Source organism: Streptomyces sp. NPDC004134, assembly GCF_042874195.1.
Taxonomy (GTDB): domain Bacteria; phylum Actinomycetota; class Actinomycetes; order Streptomycetales; family Streptomycetaceae; genus Streptomyces.
The window spans coordinates 314,893-335,922 of record NZ_JBIAMS010000006.1; the positions used below are offsets into that span (position 1 = coordinate 314,893).

The window sequence follows — 21,030 nt, forward strand, 5'->3', positions numbered from 1 at the left end:
CAGGGGGCCCGTCGGCGCACGACGCCCCGCGCGCCCGGGCGGCCGGGCGGGATCCGTCAGGCAGGGTCCAGGCACTCCGTGAGGAACGCCAGCGCCCGCAGGTGGTAGGCGCGGGCCGTCCAGCCGAGGCTGATGTTGTGTCCCGCGCCCGGCTGCCGGTCCACCTGGACGCGCGGGCTGGCGGTGAACCGGCCCGCCAGGTCGGCGAGATCCGGCTCCCCGTGCCGCCACCAGCGTTCGTGCTCGGCGAAGGTGAGCCGCACCGGCACCCGGACCCGGGGCGCCAGCCGGGCGAAGAGCCGCGGCCAGCGCGGCAGTCCGGCCGCCTCCCGTCCCGGCATCGGCGTCGTCATGCCGCGGCCCGCGCGGAAGGTGCCCGGCGGGTAGAGCCGCAGCGGTCCCCAGTGCCGGAGGGTGTCGCGCCGCGACGGGCCCGCCGCCGCGGGGGCGCCGGGCAGGGCCGCGTACCGGTGGCCGCAGCCGGAGACGTCCAGGCCGAGCAGCCGGTCCCCGGCGCCCGCCGCGGCGGCCAGCGACAGGGCCAGCTTCCCGCCGTACGAGTGCGCCAGCAGGAACATCCCGGCGCCGGTCGGGTGCCGCCCGGCGAAGCCGGCGAGCGCGGCCCGCAGCAGCCGGGTCTGCCGCGACAGGCTGACGCCCTCCGGCAGTTCGGCCGCCGAGCGGCCGTAGCCGGGGCGGTCCACGGCCAGCACGGCGAAGCCGAGGGTGGCGCCCAGCTCCAGCAGCGACAGGCCGGGGCGGGCGCGGGCGTCGAAGTACGAGGCCGTCATGCCGCCGCCGTGCAGGGCGACGACCGTCGCCAGGGGCGGCCGGTCCCCGGCCGGCTCGCTGAGCAGAGCCGACAGCCGGGTGCCGGCCGCCTCCAGGACGACGGGCCGCGGGTCGGTGGTCACGCGCTCCGGCCGGCGCCGAACCAGCGGCCGAGGGCGGCCGCGGGATCCTTCTCCTTGTCTCCGCCGACCCAGGCCACGTAGCCGTCGGGGCGGACGAGCACGGCGCCGGCGCCGGCGAGCAGGTCGTCGCCGTCCTCGGGCGGCTTGGCGACCGCGGTCACCACGTCGACGCGGTCCGCCCAGGGCGCCGCGGCGGCCCTGAGGGCGGCGTCGTCGGCGAGGTCGAGCAGCACGCCGCGGCCGCCGCGCAGCAGCCGTACGGTGTCGGTGTCGCCGCCGGCACCGGTCAGCGGGCGCTTGCCGATCCGCCGGCCGAGCAGCGGGTGCGCCGGGGCGGCGGAGCCGGGGGTGCCGGCGCCTTCCGTACCGCCCGAACCGTCCGCACCGTCCGCCGCGGTGAGGTCGTAGCGGATGTCGAGGTGGCTCACGATGCCGGCCAGGTGCCGCTTGACGTCGTCGTAGCCGCCGATCAACTCGGTGAACAGCTCCCGCAGCGGGTCCGACTGCTCCCCGCCGAGGAACACGATGCCCTGCGCCCGGGTGTTCATCAGCAGCCGCCGCCCGACCGCGTGCCGCTCCGCGTGGTAGCTGTCGAGCAGCCCCGCGGGGGCCGCGCCGCGGATCTCCGCGGCCAGCTTCCAGCCGAGGTTCGCCGCGTCCTGCACGCCGGTGCTCAGACCCTGGCCGCCGGCCGGCAGGTGGATGTGGGCGGCGTCGCCCGCCAGCAGCACCCGGCCCCTGCGGTACTCGCCGACCTGCCGGGTGGCGTCGCTGAACGAGCTGACCCAGTCGGCGCTGCCGCCGCTGATGTCCTCGCCGGTGATGTGCTGCCAGGCGCGCGCCACCTCGGCGAAGGTGACGTCGTCGTCGCGGTCGCGGGCGGGCGCGCCGTGCGGGCAGACGATGATGCGGTCCACGCCCTCGCGGAGCGGCGCCGCCATCACCATGCCATTGGGCAGCCGCTCGCCGAGGAAGCGGGGCTTGAGGTCGCAGCCGAGCACGTCGGCGAGGAACATCGTGCGGGTCGCGGGCAGTCCGGGGAAGTCGAACCCGGCGAACTTGCGGGTGCGGCTCTGGCCGCCGTCGCAGCCGACGAGGTACGCGGCGCGCAGCCGCTCCACGCCGCCGGCCGTGGCGACGGCCACCTCCACGTGGCCGCCGTCGAGGAACCCGTCGGCGATCTCCACCAGTTCGGTGCCGCGGCGGATGTCCGCGCCCAGCTCCGCGGCCCACTCCTCCAGCACCGCCTCGGTCTCGTTCTGCGGGATGCCGCGGGCGCCGAAGTGGCCGTCAGCGAGCACCGTGTAGTCGAACTGCACGCCGCCGAAGTGCCCCATCGGGCTGATCTCCAGCGTCTCGCCCTGCCCGAAGCGGGGCAGCAGCCCGCGCTGGTCGAACGTCTCCATCGCACGCGCGGTGAAGCCGAGTCCGCGCGACTGTCCCGTCGGCCGCGCGAGGCGCTCCAGCACCACCACGCGGGCCCCGCCGAGCCGCAGCTCTCCCGCCAGCATCAGCCCGGTCGGGCCGGCGCCGACGACGATCACATCTGTATCCACGTCGTCCCTCTCGTGTCCGTCAGGCCGGCCCGTGGTGCGCGGGGGCCGGGGTGTGGGTGCGTTCCGTCTGCCGGGCGGTGCCGGCGGCGGTGGTGCGGCCGTGCGCCTCGCCGGGTGCGCCGAACCACCGCCCGAGCGCCTCCGCCAGCCCGTCGCCGCGCCGGTCGCCGGCCCAGGCCACGTAGCCGTCGGGGCGTACGAGCAGGGCGCCGGCGCCGTCGAGTCGGCCGGCCGCGGCGGCTGCCGGCGCGGTCTCCGGCTCCGCCGCGACCACGTCCACCCGGTCCGCCCAGCCGTCCGCGCCGTCCGGCGGCGCGCCGCCGAGGCCGAGCAGCAGCCCGCGGCCGGAGCGCAGCAGCTCCGCCGTGGTCCGCGGGGCGCCGGCCACCAGGAGCCGGGCGTGCGGCAGCCGCGCGCCGAGCAGGGGGTGCGGGGGGCCGCCGACGTCGTAGCGGATGCCGAGTCCGCTGACGGCGCCGGCGAGGGTGGTGCGTACCGCCTCGTGGCCGATGAGTTCGGTCAGCACGGTGCGCAGCGGGTCGTTGTCGTGCCCGCCCAGCAGCAGCAGCGCCTGCGCGCGGATGTTGCCGAGCACCGCGCGGCCGACCGCGTGCCGTTCGGTGTGGTACGAGTCGAGCAGTCCCGCCGGGGCCCGGCCGTGGACCGCGGCGGCGAGCTTCCAGCCCAGGTTGAAGGCGTCCTGCACGCCGAGGTTCAGCGCCTGGCCGCCGATGGGCAGTTGCTGGTGGGCGGCGTCCCCCGCGTAGAGGATGCGGCCCTGCCGGTACGAGGCGAGCTGCCGGTTGGCGTCGTGGAAGCTGTTGACCCACAGCGGGGTGCCGCCGCTGATGTCCTCGCCCGTCACCCGCCGCCAGGTGGCGCAGAATCCGGCGAAGTCCGGCTCGCCCGAGGCGCGTACCGGGGCACCGAACTCGTGCACCATCACCCGGGTCACGCCGTCCTCCCGGCGGGCGGCGATCGCGAGACCGCGGTCCAGCCGCTCGAACCTGCGGTCCGGCACGTCGATGCCGGCCACGTCGGCGCGGAGCAGCTCGCGGGCGGCGCCGCGGCCGGGGAACGGGGCCGAGGTCAGCCTGCGTACCGTCGAGTCCTGGCCGTCGCAGGCGACGAGGTACGCGGCCCGCAGCCGCACCACCTCGCCGTTTCTGCCGACCGCCTCGGCTTCGACGGAGTCGCCCTCCTGCGTGACCCCCAGCACCCGCAGCCGGGTGCCGCAGTGGATGTCGGCACCCAGCGACAGCGCCCACTCCTCCAGCACCGACTCCGTCTTGGCCTGCGGCACCTTCCACTGCCCCGGGTACGCGCCGGGCAGCGTCAGGTCGAGGGGGATGCCGCCGAAGTGGCCGCGGGTGGCGTTCGGCGGGTTGCCGACATCGGGGAGGAGCCCGCGGGAGTCGAAGATCTCCATGGTCCTGGCGTGCAGGGTGGAGGCCCGCGACTCGGTCGTCGGCCCGTGCCGCTGCTCGACGACCACCACGCGGACGCCGCGCAGGCTGAGTTCGCCCGCCAGCATCAGCCCCACGGGCCCCGCCCCCACGATGATCACCTGGGCGTCGAGCCGGGTGGTCCGCGAGGAACCCCCGGCCCGTACGCCCGGGACGCCGTCCTGCGCGCTCATCTCAGGCCATCCGCTCCGCGTAGTCCTTGGCGTGCCCCAGGGTGGCGCTGCTGTTGGCGCTCAGCGCGCCCTGGACGTAACGGCGGGCGTCCGCCACGGTGGCCTGCTCGCCCAGGACGCGGGCGATGTTTTCGGTGTTGAGGGTGACGGTGTGCTGGGAGGTGGCGGTGACGGAACCGCCGTCGCCGTCCTCCTCGAAGGTCCATATCCCCGTGTGCAGGGTCATCAGCGCGGGCAGCGTCACCTGCTTGTAGGCGATCCGGTGCGGCGCGAAGGCCACCCGGTAGGACTTGGTGGTGTGCGTCGAGCCGTCCTTCGCCCGGGTGTCCATCTCCAGGGACTGCAGCCCCGGGGTGTCCTCGCTGAAGCGCACGGTCGCCACGTGCGGCAGCCGCTCGGGCCACTGGCCGGCCTCGTTGACGAAGTCGAAGGCGTCCTTGGCGGTGCCCTCGATCCGTACCTCGTCGGAGAAGGAGAAGGTCAGCTCGTCCCGGTCGGCCGCGTGCGCCCGCTCGACGTTCTCCTTCAGCGAGGCCAGCTCGGTGGTGCTGTTGGTGTCCACGGCCCGGTCGATCCAGGCCAGGTCGTCCGGGTCGTCGCCGATCGCCCGGTAGTCGTGCAGCAGCCGCACCCGCGAGGCGCCCGGGCCCAGCTTCTCGATGATCCAGGTGCCGCCCATCTCGGCGACCGGCGGGGTGCTGACCTCCTGGCGGAACCGGATGCGGCGTTCCGCCGGGTACAGGAAGCGGCGCGACGTCCAGTTCTTGGCCGCGCCGTTGGCGGTGGCCCAGATCCTGATGCGCTCCTCGTCCGGGCCGGTCTCCTCCCGGTCGGCGTAGATCGTCGGCGGGAAGATCCGCGGCCAGTGGCCCACGTCGGCCAGCAGGGTGTAGATGGTGTCGGCGGGAGCACTGATCTCGATCGTGTGCTCGACCTCGCGAGTTGTCATGACGGCTGCTCCTTGCCGGGGTCAGAAGTTGCCGAGGCCGCCGCAGACGTTCAGCGCCTGGGAGGTGACGGAAGCGGCGGTGTCGGAGGCGAGGTAGCCGACCATGCCGGCGACCTCGTCGGGGGTGCTGTAGCGGCCGAGCGGGATCTTCGCCTGGAACTTGGTGAGGATCGCGGCCTCGGTCGTCTCGTACGCGGCGGCGTAGCCCTGCCGCACCCGCTGCGCCATCGGCGTCTCGACATAGCCGGGGCAGACGGCGTTCACGGTGATGCCGGTGGGCGCCAGCTCGTTGCCGAGCGCCTTGGTGAAGCCGACGACGCCGTGCTTGGAGGCCGAGTAGGGGGCGCCGAGCACGACGCCCTGCTTGCCCGCGGTCGAGGCGATGTTGATGATGCGGCCGGTGTCGCGATTGCGCATCCCGCCGAGGGTCAGCACGGCGCGGGTCATGCGGAAGACGCTGTTGAGGTTGGTGTCGATGACGTCGTCCCACAGTTCGTCGGCGATGTCGGCGGTGACGCCGCCGCCGGACCTGCCGGCGTTGTTGACGAGGACGGCGACGTCGCCGAAGGTCTCGACGGCGGCCCGGACGAAGCTCTCGACCGAGTCGGTGTCGCGGACGTCGAGCACTTGGCCCTCGACGTCGTACCCCTTGTCCTTCAGGGACTTCACGGTGGCGACGACGCCGTCCTCGGTGCGGGCGCCGAGGAACACCTGATAGCCCTGCGAGGCGAGCAGCGTGGCGACGGACAGGCCGATGCCGCTGGTCGCGCCGGTGACGAGGGCGACGCGTGCCGGCTGGTGTGTCATGGCTTCTTCCTCACTGTTCGCTCAGGCGGTGGTGGCGCGGGCCGCGGCCAGGTGGCCGTTGACGAGGTCGATCAGGGTGCGCGGGGTCAGGTCGTCCGCCAGCGCGTCGTCGTCGAGGGAGATCCCGTACTCGCGCTCGATCTGGCCGGCGGTCTCCAGCAGCGCCAGCGACTCGTAGCCCAGGACCTCGAAGGTGGCGTCGAGGATGTCGCCGTCCAGGTCCGTGGACTCGTCGGCGCCGGCGGCCTGGAGCAGGACCCGCTTGAGGTCGTCGAGGGTGAAGGGTTTGTCGGTCATCGGTATCCGTCCGTCCGTCTCAGCCGGTGGTGGTCGGGTGGGCGCGCAGCACCATGGCGGCGTTGAACCCGCCGTGGCCGCGGGCGAGTACGAGCGCGTGCCGCAGCGCCGCGGCCGGCCTGGCCTGGTGCAGGACGAGGTCCAGGTCGTACTCGGGGCAGGGGTCGACGTGCACGGTGGGCGGGATGACGCCGTCGCGCATGGCCAGCAGCGCGGCCGCCACGTCCAGCGACGCGGCGCCGGAGTAGAGCCGGCCGGTCATCGACTTGGGCACGGTGACCGGCACCGCGCGCGGCCCGAAGACCTCGCACAGCGTCTCGGCCTCGGCCGCGTCCTCCTCGGGCACGCCCGCGCCGTCGGCGAAGACCACGTCCACGTCGCCGGTGTCCAGTCCCGCGTCGGCCAGGGCGATCTCGATCGACCGGTGCAGCGCCCGCCGGTGTACGGGCCCGGGGCCGGCCTCGGGGCCCGGCTCCAGGGTGGCGCCGTAGCCGGCGATCTCCCCGTAGCTCCGGGCGCCGCGGGCGCGGGCGGCGGCGGCGTCCTCCAGGACGAGGATCGCGCCGCCCTCCCCCGGCACGTAGCCGGTGGCGTCGCGGTCGAAGGGCACGTACGCGCGCGTCGGCTCGTCGCGTTCGCTCATCCGCCCGGCGGCCAACTGCGCCACCCAGCCCCACGGGCAGATCGAGGCGTCGACGGCGCCGGAGACCACCAGGGGCGTGCCCTTGCGGATCTGCCGGCGGGCCTGCGCCAGCGCGTCGAGACCGCCCGCCTCGTCGGTGACGACGACGCCGCTGGGCCCCTTCATGCCGTGCCGGATGGAGATCTGGCCGCTGTTGACCGCGTAGAACCAGGCGAAGGACTGGTACGCGGACACGTACTGGCTGCCCTTGGACCACAGGCTCTGCAGCTCGTACTGGCCGAACTCGAAGCCGCCCGCGTGGCTGGCGGTGATCACGCCCATGTCCAGCGGGTCGAACGCCCCGGTGTCGACGCCCGCGTCGGCCAGCGCCCAGTCGGCCGCGGTCAGCGCGAGCCGCGTGACGCGGTCCGTCTGCGGCAGCAGCCTGCTGGGCAGGTGGTCGGCGTCGACGAAGCCGGGGATCTCCCCCGCCAGCCGCGCCGGATAGCCGGACGGGTCGAACCGGGTGATGCGGCCGATGCCGCTCTTGCCGCCGCGGGTGGCCGCCCAGTAGTCGGCGGTGCCCAGGCCGTTGGGCGCGGCGATGCCCAGGCCGGTGACCGCGACCGCGGTCATAGGGGGCTCCTCTCCGGGGATGCGAGCACCATGGCGCTCTGGAAGCCGCCGAAACCGCTGCCGACGGTCAGCACGGTGTCCACCCGGTGCTCGCGGGCGGTCAGGGGCACGTAGTCGAGGTCGCACTCGGGGTCGGGAGTGTGCAGGTTGGCGGTGGGCGGCACGACGTCGTGCCGCATCGCCAGGGCGGACGCGGCGATCTCGATGGAGCCGATGGCGCCGAGCGAGTGCCCCACCATCGACTTGATCGAGCTGACCGGCGTGCGGTAGGCGTGGTCGCCGAGGCTCTTCTTGAACGCCTCGGTCTCGTGGCGGTCGTTCTGCTTGGTGCCCGAGCCGTGCGCGTTCACGTAGTCGACGTCCTCGGGGTTGAGCCTGGCCTCGTCGATCGCGAGCCGGATCGCCTCGGCCATCTCGGCGCCGTCGCGGCGCAGTCCGGTCATGTGGTAGGCGTTCGAGCGGGTGGCGTAGCCGGCGATCTCGGCGTAGATGCGCGCGCCGCGCTGCTTCGCGCTCTCCAGCTCCTCCAGGACGAAGAAGGCGCTGCCCTCGCCCAGGACGAAGCCGTTGCGGGTGCCGTCGAAGGGCCGGGAGGCGCGCTCCGGCTCGTCGTGGCGGGGCGTGGTGGCCTTGATCGCGTCGAAGCAGGCCATGGTGATCGGCGAGATCGGCGCATCCGAGGCCCCCGCCACCATGACGTCCACGGAGCCCTCGCGCAGCAGATCGACGCCGTAGCCGACGGCGTCGATGCCGGAGGTGCAGCCGGTGGACACCACGGCGGTGGGCCCCTGGCCGCCGACCGCCCAGGCCACCTCGGTCGCGAAGGAGCTGGGCACGAGGTGGTTGTAGAGGTGCGGTACGGCGTAGTGGTGGTCGACGAGGTCCAGCCGGCCCCCGTCGCTGACGACCCGGTACTCGCTGTCGAGGCTCATCGTCGCCCCGACGGCGCTGCCGACCGTCACCCCGACCCGGAAGGGGTCGAGCCCCGCCGGGTCGAGGCCGCTGTCGGCGACCGCGTTGCGCGCGGCGACCACCGCGAGCTGGGCCGCGCGGTCCATGCGGCGTACCTCCTGCGGGCTCAGCCCGTGGTCGAGCCCGCAGAAGTCGATCTGCGCCGCGACGCGGGACCGGAACGGGGCGGGGTCGAAGAACGTGATGCCGCGGGTCGCCGTACGGCCCTCGCTGATCTCCTCCCAGAACGCCTCCCGGCCGACCCCGCCGGGCGCTATCACCTCCATCCCGGTGATCACGACGCGACGCTCGGTCATGCGCCCGCCTCCCAGGCGTAGAAGCGGGTGGCCATGGCGTCGCGCGGCGAGCGCCAGGTCACGGGGTCGAACGGCTCGATGTACGGCTTGAGGTCGTCGCTGATGCGCACGAAGCGGGGGTCGTCCTTGGCCCCCTCAATGCGCTCTTCGCCCTCGTCGGACGCGAAGTCCTGGAGGTGGAAGTAGAGCCCGTGGAAGCTGAAGAGCTGCCGGCGCGTGGTGCCCATGCGCCCGGGCATGTCGGTCCCGTCGAACCGCTCGAACAGCCGGGCCACGTCGGCCGCCGAGTCCGGCGCCATCCGGGCCACGATCAGGGTGCTGCGGTGCATGGCTCTGTCTCCTCGTGCTGCTCGCGGGCGGTCACTCACCGGCTTTGCGGCTGTGCACCACGCGGTAGGAGTTCCAGTCCCGCTCGGTGGCCAGCGACTTGAGCGTCGCCTCCGAGTTGCGGCGGGTCTCCGACATGTCGGCCTCCGGCCGGGTGCGGTAGGCGTCGTGCGCCTCCTTGCTCTCCCACTGGGAGTAGACGACCGCGAAGGCGCCCTCCAGGAAGCGGGCGCGCAGGCCGCGGAAGACCGTGTGGGAGCGGTAACCCGGCACGTCCACCAGCCACTTCTGGCCCTCGGCCAGCGCCTCGACGAGCCGCGCCTGGTTCTCCTCGGTGGTCTTGAAGACCTCGATGACGGTGAAGTCGTCGCGGTCGGGGGACACCTCGGTGACGCTCCCCTGGGAGGGGTGGCGCTGGGTGTAGACGATCTCGTTCTGCAGCAGCCGGATCGAGGTGGTGATCTCGCCGAAGACGGGCAGCGTGCGGTGCTTGAACTCCTCGCCCGCGTACCGCGCCTCCAGGTCCTCGCCGCTGCGCCACTGGATGAAGTTGGCGGTCCCCGGGCTCTCCTGGCCTGCGTGCACGGTGGAGGAGAGCCAGCCCTCGAAGGCGGCGGTGTCGACGATCTTCCGCATCTCCGTGATGAGCCGGTCCTGGTTCTCGGGCTTGTCGGTGGTGAACAGGTTGAGGACCGTCAGGTGCTTGTCCTCGGGGGAGAGAATGGGCATGCGTGTCTCCTTGAGTCGGTGCAGAAGCGGGTTTGCGTACGGTGCCGGGGGTCAGGCCGCGGGGCCGAACCAGCGCGTGAGCGCCTCGTCGAGGCCCGCCGCACCCTCCCGGGTCCCGGCGATCCAGGCGATGTAGCCGTCGGGGCGGACGAGGATCGCGGTGCTCTCCGGCAGCCCCTCGCCGGGCTCCGCGGCCACCACGTCGACCCGGTCGCCCCAGCCGCCGGCCGCCGCCCGCAGCCGCGGGCCGCCGGAGAGGTCGAGGAGCACGCCGCGGCCGGTCCGCAGCAGCTCGTACACGGTGGTCTTCGAGCCGTCCCTGACCAGCTCGGCGTCCTCGAGCCGGCGGCCGAGCAGCGGGTGCGCGCCGGGACCCATGTCGTGCCTGATGTCCAGGCCCGTGACCATGCCGACCAGGTGCCGCTGCACCTCGTCGTGCCGGGTCAGCTCGGCGAACACGTCGCGCAGCGGCGTGACTTCGTCGTCCCCCAGGTAGAGGATGCGCTGCGCGAGGGTGTTGGCGAGGATGCGCGCGCCGACCGGGTGGCGCTCCGCGTGGTACGTGTCCAGCAGCGCGTCGGGGGCCCGGTCCTTGAGCACCAGGGCGAGCTTCCAGCCCAGGTTGACCGCGTCCTGGACGCCCGCGCTCATACCCTGCGCGCCGATCGGCAAGTGGATGTGGGCGGCGTCGCCGGCGACGAAGACCCGGCCGCGCCGGTACTCGGCCGCCTGCCGGCTGACGTCGGTGGTGGAGCTGACCCAGTGCGGGGTGGCGCCGGAGATGTCCTCGCCGGCCAGCCGCCCGAACGCCTCGGTGACCTCCGCGAAGGTGATCGGCTCGGAGCTCGTGCGCAGCGGCTCGCGGCGGTCGTAGTAGATGATGCGGCAGCGGTCGGGGCCGAGCGGCAGCACCATCACCATGCCGCCGGGCACCGCCTCGCCGCTGAACCGGGGCCGCAGTTGCACCCCGGAGATGTCGGCGAAGCGCAGTTCGACGGCGGGCTCCGTACCGGGGAAGTCGATGCCCGCGGCGGTGCGCACGACGCTGCGCGCGCCGTCGCAGCCGATCACGTACCGCGCCCGCAGGCTGCCGCCGTCCGCGAGGGTGAGGGTGACCCCGTCCGCGTCCTGCGCCAGGCCGCTCGCCTCGACGCCGCGGCGCACCTCGACGCCGCGTTCGCCGATCCAGCCCGCCAGCATGGCCTCGGTGCGCGACTGCGGAATTCCGCGGGCGCCGTAGGAACCGCCGGAGAGCACGCGGTAATCGAGCGGTACGCCGCCGAAGTGCCCGACGGGAATGACGTCCACGTCGCCGAGCCGGCCGAGCAGACCGCGCTGCGCGAATTCCTCTATCGTACGGGCGGAGAAGCCCAGGGCCCGGGACTGCCGCATGGGCTCGGTGAGCCTCTCGAGCACCGCGACCGATATTCCGTGCAGGCTCAATTCGCCCGCGAGCATGAGTCCGGTGGGCCCGGCGCCCACGATGACCACATCTGCGTCATGATTATCCATCGTCGCCCAACTGTCGTCGTTCCCACGGGTGTTGAGACGAGTATGGGCAGGCGGCTCACGAGCGGTAAAGGCGAATCAGTACAGAACTCTGACAGTAAATTACAGAAGAACGTCAAGAATGTCAGAGGAAGGACATCCGTGCTTGGCCCCGGCAGGTCCCTGGAGCATCCTCGTGCCATGACTTCCACCGAATCACCTGCCGTTCCCGCATTTCTCGACGCCGCCGCCGTGGCCGGACTCGTGGATGCCTATCTGATAGGTCTCGACACCGGGGAACTGGACGACGACTGGGCCCGCGGGCTTTTCACGGAGGACGCCGCGGTGGTGTTCCCGATGAGCCGGCACGAGGGCATCTCTGGCATGGCGGAATGGCACCGCGCGTCGCTCGCCGCGTTCGCACGCACCCAGCATCTGCACTCGCCCGTGGTGACCGACGTCCGCGGGAACACGGCGAGACTGCGCGCGAACCTCGTCTCCACGCACGTGCACCACCCGGGCGGCGACCGGCCGCCGCTCTTCGTCACCGGCACCGGGGTGAGCGGCGAGGCCCGGCGCACGGACGACGGCCGGTGGCGGCTCACGCTGCTGGAGTTCACCGTCATCTGGCTGGAGGGGACGCCGCCCGGGAGCTGACGTCCCGGGGGCCGGCCCCCGGGTTCCGGCGGGGGCCGCCGCCCACCGGCTAGCAGTTGAGGCTCATCACCCGCTCGACCCGCAGTTCCACGACCACCCGCCCGGGCGGGTTCGGCGGCGCCGACCAGTAGCGCTCGGCGTACCGGCGCACGCCCTCCTCGACCCGGGCGGGGTGGTCCGAGACCTCGGCCGGGCCCTCCAGCGTCACCCACCGGAAGCCGTCGACCTGGCACAGCGCGGTCGCCGCCCCCGGACCGGCCAGCAGGTTGCGGGCCTTGCGCGCGGTCCGCACCGTCAGCACCCGGACGAGGCCCGCGGCGGGGTCCCAGGTGAAGCGCACCGGCGCGAGGTGCGGGGACCCGTCCTGCCTGAGGGTGGTGAGCACGGCGGCGTGCGGCGCGGTCAGGAAGGCGGCGACGCCCGGCGTGACCTCGGGCGGGGCCGCGGGCACGGCCTCGGGTCCTTCCTGGCCGCGCGCTGCCTCGGGGCGGTGGGACAGCGTCATGGTCAGTCGATCCCCCGTACCACGTTCGGTTCCGTCGGATCGTCGTCGTCGCAGCCCGGCAGCCTGAGCATCGGGGCGGGCTGCGGGATGTCGGTCGGACGGATCACGGAATCCTCTTCGTCCATGGTCCCCTCCTCGGAGTCCGTCGGCGGTCGCGCCGTCAGAGCAGCTTCACGCGCCGCGCTAAGGGCTCGATGGAGAGGTGCCTGAAGACCGGCTCGACGCACCGTGGAACCGGGCTCGGGCACCGCCGCGGCACCCGCCGCACGCCGTTCGGGCGCGATCGGTGCGGGCGCCGACTCGACGGCCAGCGCGGCCGGGTCGAGCCCGGTGCCCGCCGCGTCGCCCGGCCCGTCGCCGCGGCCGGCGTCCTGCCTGGCCACGCTCAGCAGATATCGGCCCAGCACCCGGTGGGTGGCGAACGCCCAGTCGCCGCAGCCCGGCGCGGCCGTGCCGTTCCGGCGGCGCAGCGAATCCCCCCGCGGCCCGAACCCGAAGGCGGTGAAGTCCATCCGCAGCCCCTGGCCCATGGCCTTCGCGTACGCCTCCTTCAGCGTCCACAGCCGCAGCAGGTGCGCCGTGCGCCGGCCCGCCGGCATCCGGTCGAGGTCGGCGGACTCCGCCGGGGTGAGGATCCGCGAGCGTACGGCGTCCAGGGCCGGCCGCCGGTCCGCCGGTTCGGCGTCCACGCCGATGCGGCCGACCCGGCTGAGCCCGGCCGCCACCAGTTCGTCGGAGTGCGTGAGCGTCACCTCAAGCTCCTCCAGGCCGCGCAGGTACGGGCGGCCGCCGGGGCGGCGCGCGAGGTCGAGCGCCCCCGGCTCGGTGCGCAGCGCGGCGGCGGCCGCGAACCGCAGCAGCAGTCCGGCCGCGGCGAACCGGTAGCGCACCGCGCCGTGCGGGCGCTGCCGGTAGCGCGGCCAGTCGCTGCCGAGCAGGCCGCGCAGCCCCGGCACGGTCAGCACCGTGGGCAGCCATTCGCCCCAGGTGGCGAAGACGACGACGCTGCCGTCCCGCGCCAGCCGCCGGGTGACCGCGCGCCCCGCGTACTCCGGCACCGGCAGGTGGACCGGTGCCGCGATCGCGGCCGTGCCCACGGCTATCGCCTCCCGTACGCCGCGCCCCCGCCGGCGAGGCGGACGCCGTACAGGTCGAAGCTGCGGAACCGGCGGTGGCGCCCCAGCAGTTCGGCGACGACCGCGTCGACGGTCCGCGCCCCGGGCGGCGGTACGTCCAGGGCCAGCCTGCGGCCGATGCGCCCGAGCGCGAGGAGCGCCCAGGCGGGCTCGCCCAGCCAGGAGCGGCCCTCGTGCTCCCGCCGCACGGCCACGCACGCCGCGGCGGCGAGCACCCAGGCATAGCGGTCGGCGAGCACCAGTGCCTCGGGCAGCGCGGGGGCGGTGGTGCCGACGCCGGGCAGCGCCGCGCAGCGGCGGCCCATGGCCCGTACCTCGTCCGCGAACAGGCCGGTGAGCCGGGCCAGCGCCGCCGCCGCGCCGCCGCGCGCGGCCGGGGTCCCGGCGGCGGCGTGGAGGAGGGCCGCGGTGAGCACGTCGGCGCGCGCGGCGGGCACCAGCCGGGCGGCGTCGAAGGGGGCGCCGGACGGGCCAGGGTGGAAGATGCCGCTGTGCGGCTCGATGCCGGGTACGCCGGCCGCGAGCAGCCGCAGGTGCGCGACGAGCGTGCCGAGGCTGCCGCGCTGCCCGGCCGGGCCGAGCCCGGCGGCGGCCAGGTCGCGCGCCGTCCGCCTGAACGCCTCGCCGGCCGGCGCCGGTTCGTACACGCGGGCGCCCAGCGCCCCGGCGAGGTCGTCCAGGACGTCCCGGCAGAGGGCGGCGGCCACGTACTGGGCCGCGGCGGCGACGGCGGATGCGCTCTCCGGCGCGCACGTCAGCGTGCGCAGCCCCGCCTGGACGAGGCAGTCCCCGGTCAGCAGGTCCGTGAAGACGCCCGCCAGCACGCGGTGCCGCCGCCCGCCGCGGCGCACGGGGCGGTCCTCCGCGTACGAGACGTCCACCGCGTCCCGCAGGACGCTGTCGACGGCGCCGACGGCCACGGCGGGCAGCAGGCACCGGGAGACCTGCGCGGTGCGCACCTCCAGCGGCACCCCGGCCCCCTCCTCCCCGACGAGCCGCGACCGTGGTACGGGACAGGCGTCCAGGCCGACGCGGGCGAAGCTGCCGTACGGCGCCGCCGAACGCGGGCCGCGGCGCAGCCGCCCGGCGGGCAGCCCGCGGACGTCGAGCAGCAGCGCCGAGTGGCTGCGGGGTCCCGCGGAGCCGCCGGTGCGGGCGTACGCGAGGAGCGCCCGGGCCCGGTCCGCCTCCGGCACGGCGGTGCCGTACCCGCTGAGCACGAAGCCGCCGCCCGCGGGCCGGGCCCGCAGCCCGTCGCGTGCCGCCGCCGCACCGGTCGCGGGCCCGCGCGCCAGCGTGGCGATCCGGCCGCCGCCGAGCAGCAGGTGCGCCGTCGCCGTGCGCTGCCCCTCGGTGCCGTCCGCCCACACCGCCGCCGCGGCGGCGAACGGCGCCGCGCCCCGGGTCCAGCCGAGCCGGAAGTGCCGCCGCCCCAGGGGACGGAGCACGGCGGCGAGCCCGTCGAGCCCGTCGAGTCCGCCGAGGCGGCCGCCGAGGGCGCGCGGCACCAGCTCCGCGGCCAGCGACACCGCGACGAGCAGCGGCTCGGTGGCGGCCGGGAGTTCGCCGGCCTCGTCCGCCCGCAGCAGCGCGGCACGCCCGTGCGGGTTGCGCGGCTCCCGCGGGTCGCCGAGCAGCGCCTCCAGCCGGGCGGCGCGGTCCGCCGCCGGGCCGGCCGGCGGGGTCGGGGTGGACGGGCTGCCGGTCACCGAGGCCGGACCGCGCTCTCCGCGTGCCTCTTCGCCAGGTTCATCGCGGCGACGCTGCTGCGCCCCAGCCGTTCCCTGACGCGCCGTCTGACGGCCGCGAGTCCGGTCCTGGTGCCGTCGAGGGAGCGGGCGACGTCCTCCTGGAGCACCACCTGGTGGTGGGAGACGACCCGTACGCCGTGGATCTCCGGCTCGATCGACCACTCGCCGGTGTGCGCGGCCATCAGCGACGGCATCGCGGTGTCCTTGTAGACGATCCGCCCCGCGTGCGGGAAGCCGAGGCGCACCGACTGCGAGCGGCGCATCCTGCCGTCGGGCGCCCGGATGTCCATGGCCATCGTCTGGATCCCGGGCTGCCGCTCCCGCAACCGCACCCGGGAGATGTGCGGGACCCGCCGCGGCCAGTGCCCCGCGCGGTAGAAGAAGTCGTAGACGCGCTCCACGGGGCCGTTGACGTGGACGGAGTCCTCGCAGGTGAGCACGAGGTCGTCGAGGCGGGTCCAGCGGGCGGCGAGCGACTTGAGCTGCGCCAGCTCGACCCTGCTGGTGTCGTCCATCGCCCGCACCACCCAGGCGACGTCGTCGGCCGCGTCCCCGGCGACGAAGAAGTGGTGCCGCAGCGCCACCCGGGCCCGCCCGGAGCCGAGGGGGTCGACGCTCCAGCTTCCGACGACCGCGCTCACCGGCTCCGCCTGCAACTCCAGCCGGAACTCGACGCGTCTGCGTACCGCGTCGAGCGAGCGGACGAGGTGCCAGGACCTGATCTCGCCCGCGGCGCTCACCCACATCCGCAGCCGCTGCACGCCGCCGTCGAAGGCGAGCTGCTCCACGTGGATGTGGTGCGGGAAGAACATCGGCCACCGGCCCGCGTCGGCGATGAGGCCGTAGACCACGCCCGCGGGAGACGCCACCTCCATCCGCTGGCAGGTGCGGTGCACGCCGCTCGTCGGCATGTGGTGCCCCTTCCTCGGGCCGGCGGCCGGGCTCTCGCCCGGCTCGCGTTCCGCTCGCGCCGTCGGCCCAGCCTGCGGCGCGGCGCTTGAGGCGGCTTCGAAGGGCACTCGACCCGGCTCGCCGAGGGTGTACGTGCCGATGACGGGTACGTACGGACGGATACGTGACGACGACGGACCCGGCCGACACGGGAAGGAGGGGTGAGCACCTCCATGCGAGCCTTCGTGCGAGCCCTCGGGAAGTGCGTGACGCGGGAGCTGTACCGCTGCCTGGTGGCCTTCGGCACGCACTACACGGGCGCGGTCCGGGAGCCCGGGACGGCCTCGGAGGAGCGGCCCGCGGAGCCAAAGGGGCCACCGGCGGGCCATCCGGAACGGCTCTGCCCCGGCATGGCCCTCACCCCGCTGGAGCAGTCCATCGAGCAGGAACTGAACCGGCGGCCCTGGGGTCCGTCTTCAATCTCCCGTCTGCGGCGCGAGATTGAAGACACCCCCTAGCGGCAACGGCGGGTGGGGGGTCTCGGCGGCCCCGGTGGCCGGGCGGCTCGCCGTGCGGTGCGCCTCACGGCGGCACCGGCGCGGCGCGGCTCGTACGGGCCGGGGCGGCGGGTGACTTCGGACGGCGTACGGACGTCAGACGGCGTACAGGTCGAAGGTGGACGTCCGGCGGGGGCCCGCGGCGACGTCGAGCTGCGGGTCGACGGACAGCATGGCGTGGTGCAGCCGCTGGAGCTGGGGGGAAGGCTCGACGCCCAGGTCCTCGATCAGCCGGCGGCGCAGCCGGCGGTAGATCTCCAGCGCGGACGCCTGACGGCCGGATCGGTAGAGGGCCACCATCGCCTGGGAGTGCAGCCCCTCGTGCTGCGGGTAGCGGGCGACGAGGTCGGTGAGTTCGGCGATCAGCTCGATATGCCGGCCGAGCCGCAGGTCGGCGTCGATGCACCGCTCCCGGGTCACCAGCCGGCTCTCCTCCAGCCGGGTCACCTCGATCTCCAGGACCGGGCCCACCCGGATGTCGACGAGGGCGGAGCCGTCCCACAGGTCGAGGCCGCGCCGGAACAGCTCGGCCGCCTCCCGGTCGTCGCCCTGCTCCTCGACGGCCCGCTGACCGGCCGCCACGAGGCGTTCGTACTCGTAGACGTCGACCCGTTCAGGCGGGATCTGCAGGACGTAACCCCCGTACCGGGTGGCGAGGATGTCCTTCGCCGTCCCGGGAGCATCGGGGCCCATCGCGGTGCCGAGGCGTCTGCGGAGCTGGAGTATGTAGGTCTGCAGTGTCGTCATCGCGCTCGCCGGCAGTTTCGTACCCCAGATCTCCTCCATGAGTGTCGATACCGGAACAACCCGCCCCGGATAAAGGGCGAGCAGTGCCAGGATCTGACGAGGCTTGCTGGCCGTGGGTACCACGGATGACCCGTTGACCTCGGCGTTCAGCGGACCCAAAACCTTCATGCGCACGGTTGCCTCCGTACCTCACCCGGCCGCCGCCGTTTCCGGACAGGCAGCCGGCCGTTGATGTCGATTTTGTCGCATCGTGGGACTCCGACGCTCTTCCGCCCGAGCCATGGCAGGAAGCACGTTAACAACCATCCCGGCTTCCCCCCATTGCCCCTGGATCGCTCTTCAAGCGGCTCTCCAATTCCTTTGACCCAGAACTCAGGAATGACCACTCCGCAGACTTGAGTCTCCTTACACAACGCCCTGGAAGCCGCTTGAGCAGACAAGCCGCAACCTTCCCGGGGCTCTAAGATCCTCGTTGGATAAACACCGCGAAGAACCCGATCAGTTCCACCACCAGAGCTTTTTCGCGGGAGCACTCGTTCCGGTTCGAGCCCAAGGGGCAAGGAGTAAAAGCGATGGAGTTTCGCATCCTGGGCTCCGTGGAGGTCCACGACGAGCGCACCGGTCTGCGCATCGTGCCGAGCGGAGCCAAGCAGCGCGCGCTGCTCGGTGCGCTCATCACGAAGGCGAACCGGACGGTAGGAGCCCGCCGGCTCATCGACGAGCTCTGGGCCCAGACCCCGCCCGCCAACAAGGCCAACGCCCTCCAGGCCCACATCCGCCGGCTGCGCCGGCTCCTGCCCCCCTCCCGCCCCGACGAGCCGCAGCAGGAGTGGATCACCACCTGCGCGGCGGGCTACGCGCTGCGCCTCGGCGGGGCGGCGACGGACGCGGGCCGGTTCCGCCGGGCCGCGCTGGAGGGTCGCTCACTCCTCGACCGCGATCCCGAACGCGCCGCCCGGCTGCTGCGGCAGGCGCTGGCGCTCTGGCGGGGCCCCGTACTGGAGGGGGCGCCGCTCGACATGTGCGCCGGCGAGGTGGCGCAGTTGGAGGAGGCGCGGCTCGTGGCGCTCGAAGCGCTGTACGAGGCGTGCCTGCGGACCAGGCGGCACCACGAGATCACGGGCGAGCTGACCGAGCTGACGGTCCACCACCCGCTGCGGGAACGCTTCTACGACCTGCTGATGGTGGCGCTCTACCGCTGCGGCCGGCAGGCAGACGCGCTGAGCGTCTACGACAGGGCACGCGCGCGGCTCGCCCAGGAGCTGGGCATCGAGCCGGGGCCGGCGCTCCGCGGCCGGCTCGGCGCGGTGCTCGACCACGATCCGGCGCTCGATCCGCCGGACTGCGCCGGGCACCCGGCGCGGCTCGCCGTCGCCATGGGGCCCCTCCCCGACACGCGGGACCCCCGTGCGCGTACAGAGGCCGCGGCGCCGGCGGACGGCGGCGACCGTGCCCTGCACGGTGAGATCGCCCGCCTGCGGCGTCACCTCGACCGGCTCACCCGCGACCATCAGGCGCTGCTCCAGCGCTTCGACCAGCTCGCCGCCCGCCCCGCCGGCAGCCGTTGACCGACGGCCGCCCACCGCGGCCCGCGGGCGCGACGAGCGGCTCGCTGACCCCATCGGTCATCCGTGCCGGGCCGGCGCCACCGGCCGCTTGACCATCCCGCGCGCCGGGGCCTGCGTCCCCCGCGAGGTGAGGATGGCCCGCTGCAGCCGCTGCAGTTGGGGCGAGGGCTCCAGGCCCAGCTCCTCCACGAGCGTGGCGCGCAGCCGCTGATAGGCGCTGAGCGCTTCTCCGCGCCGCCCGCAGCGGTGCAGGGCAAGCATGAACTGCCGGTGCAGGCTCTCGTGCGTGCGGTGCTGGTTGACGAGCAGCGTCAGCTCCGAGAGGACCTCCCGGTGCCGGCCGAGGCGCAGGTCGACCTCCATCCGCCGGTCGAGCGCGCACAGGCGCGCCTCCTCCAGGCGGTTGATCTCCATCCGGATGTACGGGCCCGACTGGACGTCCGCGAGGGCGGGCGCCGTCCACAGCGAGAGCGCGCTGCGCAGCAGCCGCGCGGCGGCGTGGAAGTCCTCCGCGTCGAACGCGCGGTAGCCGGCGACCACCCGGCGGTCGAACTCGCGAAAGTCGACGCTGCCGCCGCCGGTCTCCAGCCGGTACCCACCCGGCAGGGTGACCAGGACGTCCTTGGCGGCCGCGCGGTCGCCGCCGCCCAGCTCCAGCGCCTCCCCGATGAGTTCGCGAAGCTGGAGGACGTACGTCTGCATGGTGGTGCGTGCGCTCCGCGGCGGGTTCTCGCCCCAGAGCTCATCGATCAGGACCGGTATCGGCACCATCCGGTCGGCCCGCAGCGCCAGCATGGCGAGCAGCTTCCTCGGTTTGGGTGCCGTCGGGAGAACGACTTTCCCCCGTATGTGCACTGTTAACGGACCAAGCACTTCGATGTTCATCGCTCCCCCATTTGTGCAGCGGACCACGCTTGACGTGCCCCGTGTCCACTGCTGCCCCTGATCACAGTGTGCACCGTGACGCGAATCACTCGATTAAAGATACGGAGCGGTCTGTTTGTCAATGCATCACCGTGTCGACAAAACTGTCACCCTTGGCGAGCATCGCGTTGAGCTGCGGCGCCCGGAGAAAGCACCGCTCTTCGGTGACATGTGATGTTCCGCACTACATGGGCGGGTTGCCGTGCTTACGGGCGGGGAGATTCGCGTGTTTCGTACGCAACATCGAGAATGAGCGGATCAGTACCGCGCGGGTATCGGCCGGGTCGATGACGTCGTCGACGAGGCCGCGTTCGGCCGCGTAATAGGGGTGCATCAGCTCGGCCTTGTACTGCTTGACCATGTCGGTGCGCTTGGCGTCGGGGTCGTCCGCGGCCGCGATGTCGCGCCGGAAGATCACGTTCGCCGCGCCCTCGGCGCCCATGACCGCGATCTCGTTGGTCGGCCAGGCATACGTCAGGTCGGCACCGATGGACTGGCTGTCCATCACGATGTACGCACCGCCGTACGCCTTCCGCAGCACCACCGAGATCCGCGGCACGGTCGCATTGCAGTACGCATACAGCAGCTTCGCCCCGTGCCGGATGATCCCGCCGTGCTCCTGATCCACACCCGGCAGGAAGCCCGGCACATCGAGCAGGGTGACGATCGGAATGTTGAAAGCATCGCACATCTGAACAAAGCGGGCACCCTTCTCGGACGCCTCGATGTCCAGGACACCCGCAAGGGACTGCGGCTGATTGGCGACGATCCCCACCACCTGACCATCCAGCCGGGTAAGCGCACAGATCAGATTCGTCGCCCAGCGCTCGTGCACCTCCAGATACTCGCCGTCATCGACGAGCTCCTCGATCACCTTGCGCATGTCATACGGCCGATTGCCATCCGCAGGCACCAGATCCAGCAGCACATCCCCGGACCTGTCCGCGGGGTCCTCCGCCTGCACACCCGGCGGGTTCTCACGGTTGTTCTGCGGCAGCATCGACAGCAGATACCGCACCTCCTCCAGGCACGTCACCTCGTCGTCATACGCGAAGTGACACA

21 protein-coding genes are annotated in these 21,030 nt (G+C 73.6%); 3 read left to right on the forward strand and 18 right to left on the reverse strand.

Annotated features, from left to right (window positions below; genetic code table 11):
- Nucleotides 1-56 precede the first annotated feature (56 nt).
- From ACFYVJ_RS11645 to ACFYVJ_RS11695, 11 genes are all read right to left on the reverse strand, one after another.
- Nucleotides 57-914 carry an alpha/beta hydrolase gene (locus ACFYVJ_RS11645; RefSeq protein WP_388889290.1) on the reverse strand — a complete coding sequence of 286 codons (858 nt, stop codon included), beginning with the start codon at nt 912-914 and terminating at the stop codon, nt 57-59.
- A complete protein-coding gene (locus tag ACFYVJ_RS11650; RefSeq protein ID WP_388889349.1) occupies nt 911-2,425 on the reverse strand; it encodes an FAD-dependent monooxygenase in 1,515 nt (504 codons plus the stop codon). Before ACFYVJ_RS11650 ends, ACFYVJ_RS11645 begins: the two co-directional genes overlap by 4 nt.
- Before the next feature lie 64 nt (nt 2,426-2,489).
- Nucleotides 2,490-4,109: an FAD-dependent monooxygenase gene (locus ACFYVJ_RS11655; protein WP_388889292.1), complete on the reverse strand. Its 1,620-nt coding sequence runs from the start codon at nt 4,107-4,109 to the stop codon at nt 2,490-2,492.
- Between the two features lies 1 nt (nt 4,110).
- On the reverse strand, nt 4,111-5,058 hold the full coding sequence (locus tag ACFYVJ_RS11660) for an aromatase/cyclase (protein WP_388889295.1): 948 nt from the start codon (nt 5,056-5,058) through the stop codon (nt 4,111-4,113).
- Between the two features lie 21 nt (nt 5,059-5,079).
- Nucleotides 5,080-5,865 (reverse strand): SDR family NAD(P)-dependent oxidoreductase, encoded by a 786-nt coding sequence (locus ACFYVJ_RS11665; RefSeq protein WP_388889297.1) that lies wholly within the window; start codon nt 5,863-5,865, stop codon nt 5,080-5,082.
- A 21-nt stretch (nt 5,866-5,886) separates the two neighbouring features.
- Nucleotides 5,887-6,162, reverse strand: a complete 276-nt coding sequence (locus tag ACFYVJ_RS11670) for a phosphopantetheine-binding protein (RefSeq protein ID WP_101420559.1) — start codon at nt 6,160-6,162, stop codon at nt 5,887-5,889.
- 19 nt (nt 6,163-6,181) lie between these two features.
- Nucleotides 6,182-7,420, reverse strand: coding sequence for a ketosynthase chain-length factor (locus ACFYVJ_RS11675; protein WP_388889300.1), 1,239 nt, complete (start codon nt 7,418-7,420; stop codon nt 6,182-6,184).
- Nucleotides 7,417-8,688: a beta-ketoacyl-[acyl-carrier-protein] synthase family protein gene (locus ACFYVJ_RS11680; RefSeq protein WP_388889303.1), complete on the reverse strand. Its 1,272-nt coding sequence runs from the start codon at nt 8,686-8,688 to the stop codon at nt 7,417-7,419. The genes ACFYVJ_RS11675 and ACFYVJ_RS11680 overlap by 4 nt, the downstream gene beginning before the upstream one ends.
- Nucleotides 8,685-9,017, reverse strand: coding sequence for a TcmI family type II polyketide cyclase (locus ACFYVJ_RS11685; RefSeq protein WP_388889305.1), 333 nt, complete (start codon nt 9,015-9,017; stop codon nt 8,685-8,687). The genes ACFYVJ_RS11680 and ACFYVJ_RS11685 overlap by 4 nt, the downstream gene beginning before the upstream one ends.
- Nucleotides 9,018-9,048: 31 nt before the next feature.
- Nucleotides 9,049-9,744, reverse strand: a complete 696-nt coding sequence (locus tag ACFYVJ_RS11690) for an antibiotic biosynthesis monooxygenase (protein ID WP_388889308.1) — start codon at nt 9,742-9,744, stop codon at nt 9,049-9,051.
- Nucleotides 9,745-9,795: 51 nt separating this feature from the next.
- Entirely contained in the window at nt 9,796-11,256 is a 1,461-nt protein-coding gene (locus ACFYVJ_RS11695) for an FAD-dependent monooxygenase (protein ID WP_388889310.1), read from the reverse strand.
- A gap of 177 nt (nt 11,257-11,433) precedes the next feature.
- On the opposite strand from ACFYVJ_RS11695, the gene ACFYVJ_RS11700 reads away from it, so the two are divergent.
- Nucleotides 11,434-11,889 carry a nuclear transport factor 2 family protein gene (locus ACFYVJ_RS11700; RefSeq protein ID WP_388889313.1) on the forward strand — a complete coding sequence of 152 codons (456 nt, stop codon included), beginning with the start codon at nt 11,434-11,436 and terminating at the stop codon, nt 11,887-11,889.
- Nucleotides 11,890-11,938: 49 nt separating this feature from the next.
- Here ACFYVJ_RS11700 and ACFYVJ_RS11705 read toward each other — a convergent pair whose 3' ends face one another.
- From ACFYVJ_RS11705 to ACFYVJ_RS11720, 4 genes are read right to left on the reverse strand one after another with little or no spacing between them, the layout of a single operon-like run.
- Complete coding sequence (locus ACFYVJ_RS11705; RefSeq protein ID WP_388889315.1) at nt 11,939-12,394, reverse strand: pyridoxamine 5'-phosphate oxidase family protein; 456 nt, start codon at nt 12,392-12,394, stop codon at nt 11,939-11,941.
- A gap of 2 nt (nt 12,395-12,396) precedes the next feature.
- The gene (locus ACFYVJ_RS11710) at nt 12,397-13,491 is read right to left on the reverse strand and encodes a 4'-phosphopantetheinyl transferase family protein (RefSeq protein ID WP_388889319.1); all 1,095 of its coding nucleotides are present in this window, start codon (nt 13,489-13,491) and stop codon (nt 12,397-12,399) included.
- Between the two features lie 2 nt (nt 13,492-13,493).
- Complete coding sequence (locus tag ACFYVJ_RS11715; RefSeq protein ID WP_388889322.1) at nt 13,494-15,239, reverse strand: acyl-CoA dehydrogenase; 1,746 nt, start codon at nt 15,237-15,239, stop codon at nt 13,494-13,496.
- Nucleotides 15,236-16,192 carry an SRPBCC family protein gene (locus ACFYVJ_RS11720; protein WP_388889324.1) on the reverse strand — a complete coding sequence of 319 codons (957 nt, stop codon included), beginning with the start codon at nt 16,190-16,192 and terminating at the stop codon, nt 15,236-15,238. Before ACFYVJ_RS11720 ends, ACFYVJ_RS11715 begins: the two co-directional genes overlap by 4 nt.
- 213 nt (nt 16,193-16,405) lie before the next feature.
- Here ACFYVJ_RS11720 and ACFYVJ_RS11725 point away from each other — a divergent pair, with 213 nt between their 5' ends.
- A complete protein-coding gene (locus tag ACFYVJ_RS11725) occupies nt 16,406-16,690 on the forward strand; it encodes a DUF6059 family protein (RefSeq protein ID WP_388889327.1) in 285 nt (94 codons plus the stop codon).
- Between the two features lie 135 nt (nt 16,691-16,825).
- Here the strand turns inward: ACFYVJ_RS11725 and ACFYVJ_RS11730 are convergent, their stop codons facing one another.
- Nucleotides 16,826-17,650 (reverse strand): BTAD domain-containing putative transcriptional regulator, encoded by an 825-nt coding sequence (locus ACFYVJ_RS11730; RefSeq protein WP_388889329.1) that lies wholly within the window; start codon nt 17,648-17,650, stop codon nt 16,826-16,828.
- A 398-nt stretch (nt 17,651-18,048) separates the two neighbouring features.
- On the opposite strand from ACFYVJ_RS11730, the gene ACFYVJ_RS11735 reads away from it, so the two are divergent.
- Nucleotides 18,049-19,044, forward strand: coding sequence for a BTAD domain-containing putative transcriptional regulator (locus tag ACFYVJ_RS11735; protein ID WP_388889331.1), 996 nt, complete (start codon nt 18,049-18,051; stop codon nt 19,042-19,044).
- 57 nt (nt 19,045-19,101) lie between these two features.
- Here ACFYVJ_RS11735 and ACFYVJ_RS11740 read toward each other — a convergent pair whose 3' ends face one another.
- Nucleotides 19,102-19,929, reverse strand: a complete 828-nt coding sequence (locus ACFYVJ_RS11740; RefSeq protein WP_388889333.1) for a BTAD domain-containing putative transcriptional regulator — start codon at nt 19,927-19,929, stop codon at nt 19,102-19,104.
- A gap of 223 nt (nt 19,930-20,152) precedes the next feature.
- Nucleotides 20,153-21,030, reverse strand: an 878-nt coding sequence (locus ACFYVJ_RS11745) for an acyl-CoA carboxylase subunit beta (protein ID WP_388889336.1), incomplete at its 5' end; no start/stop codon positions are given.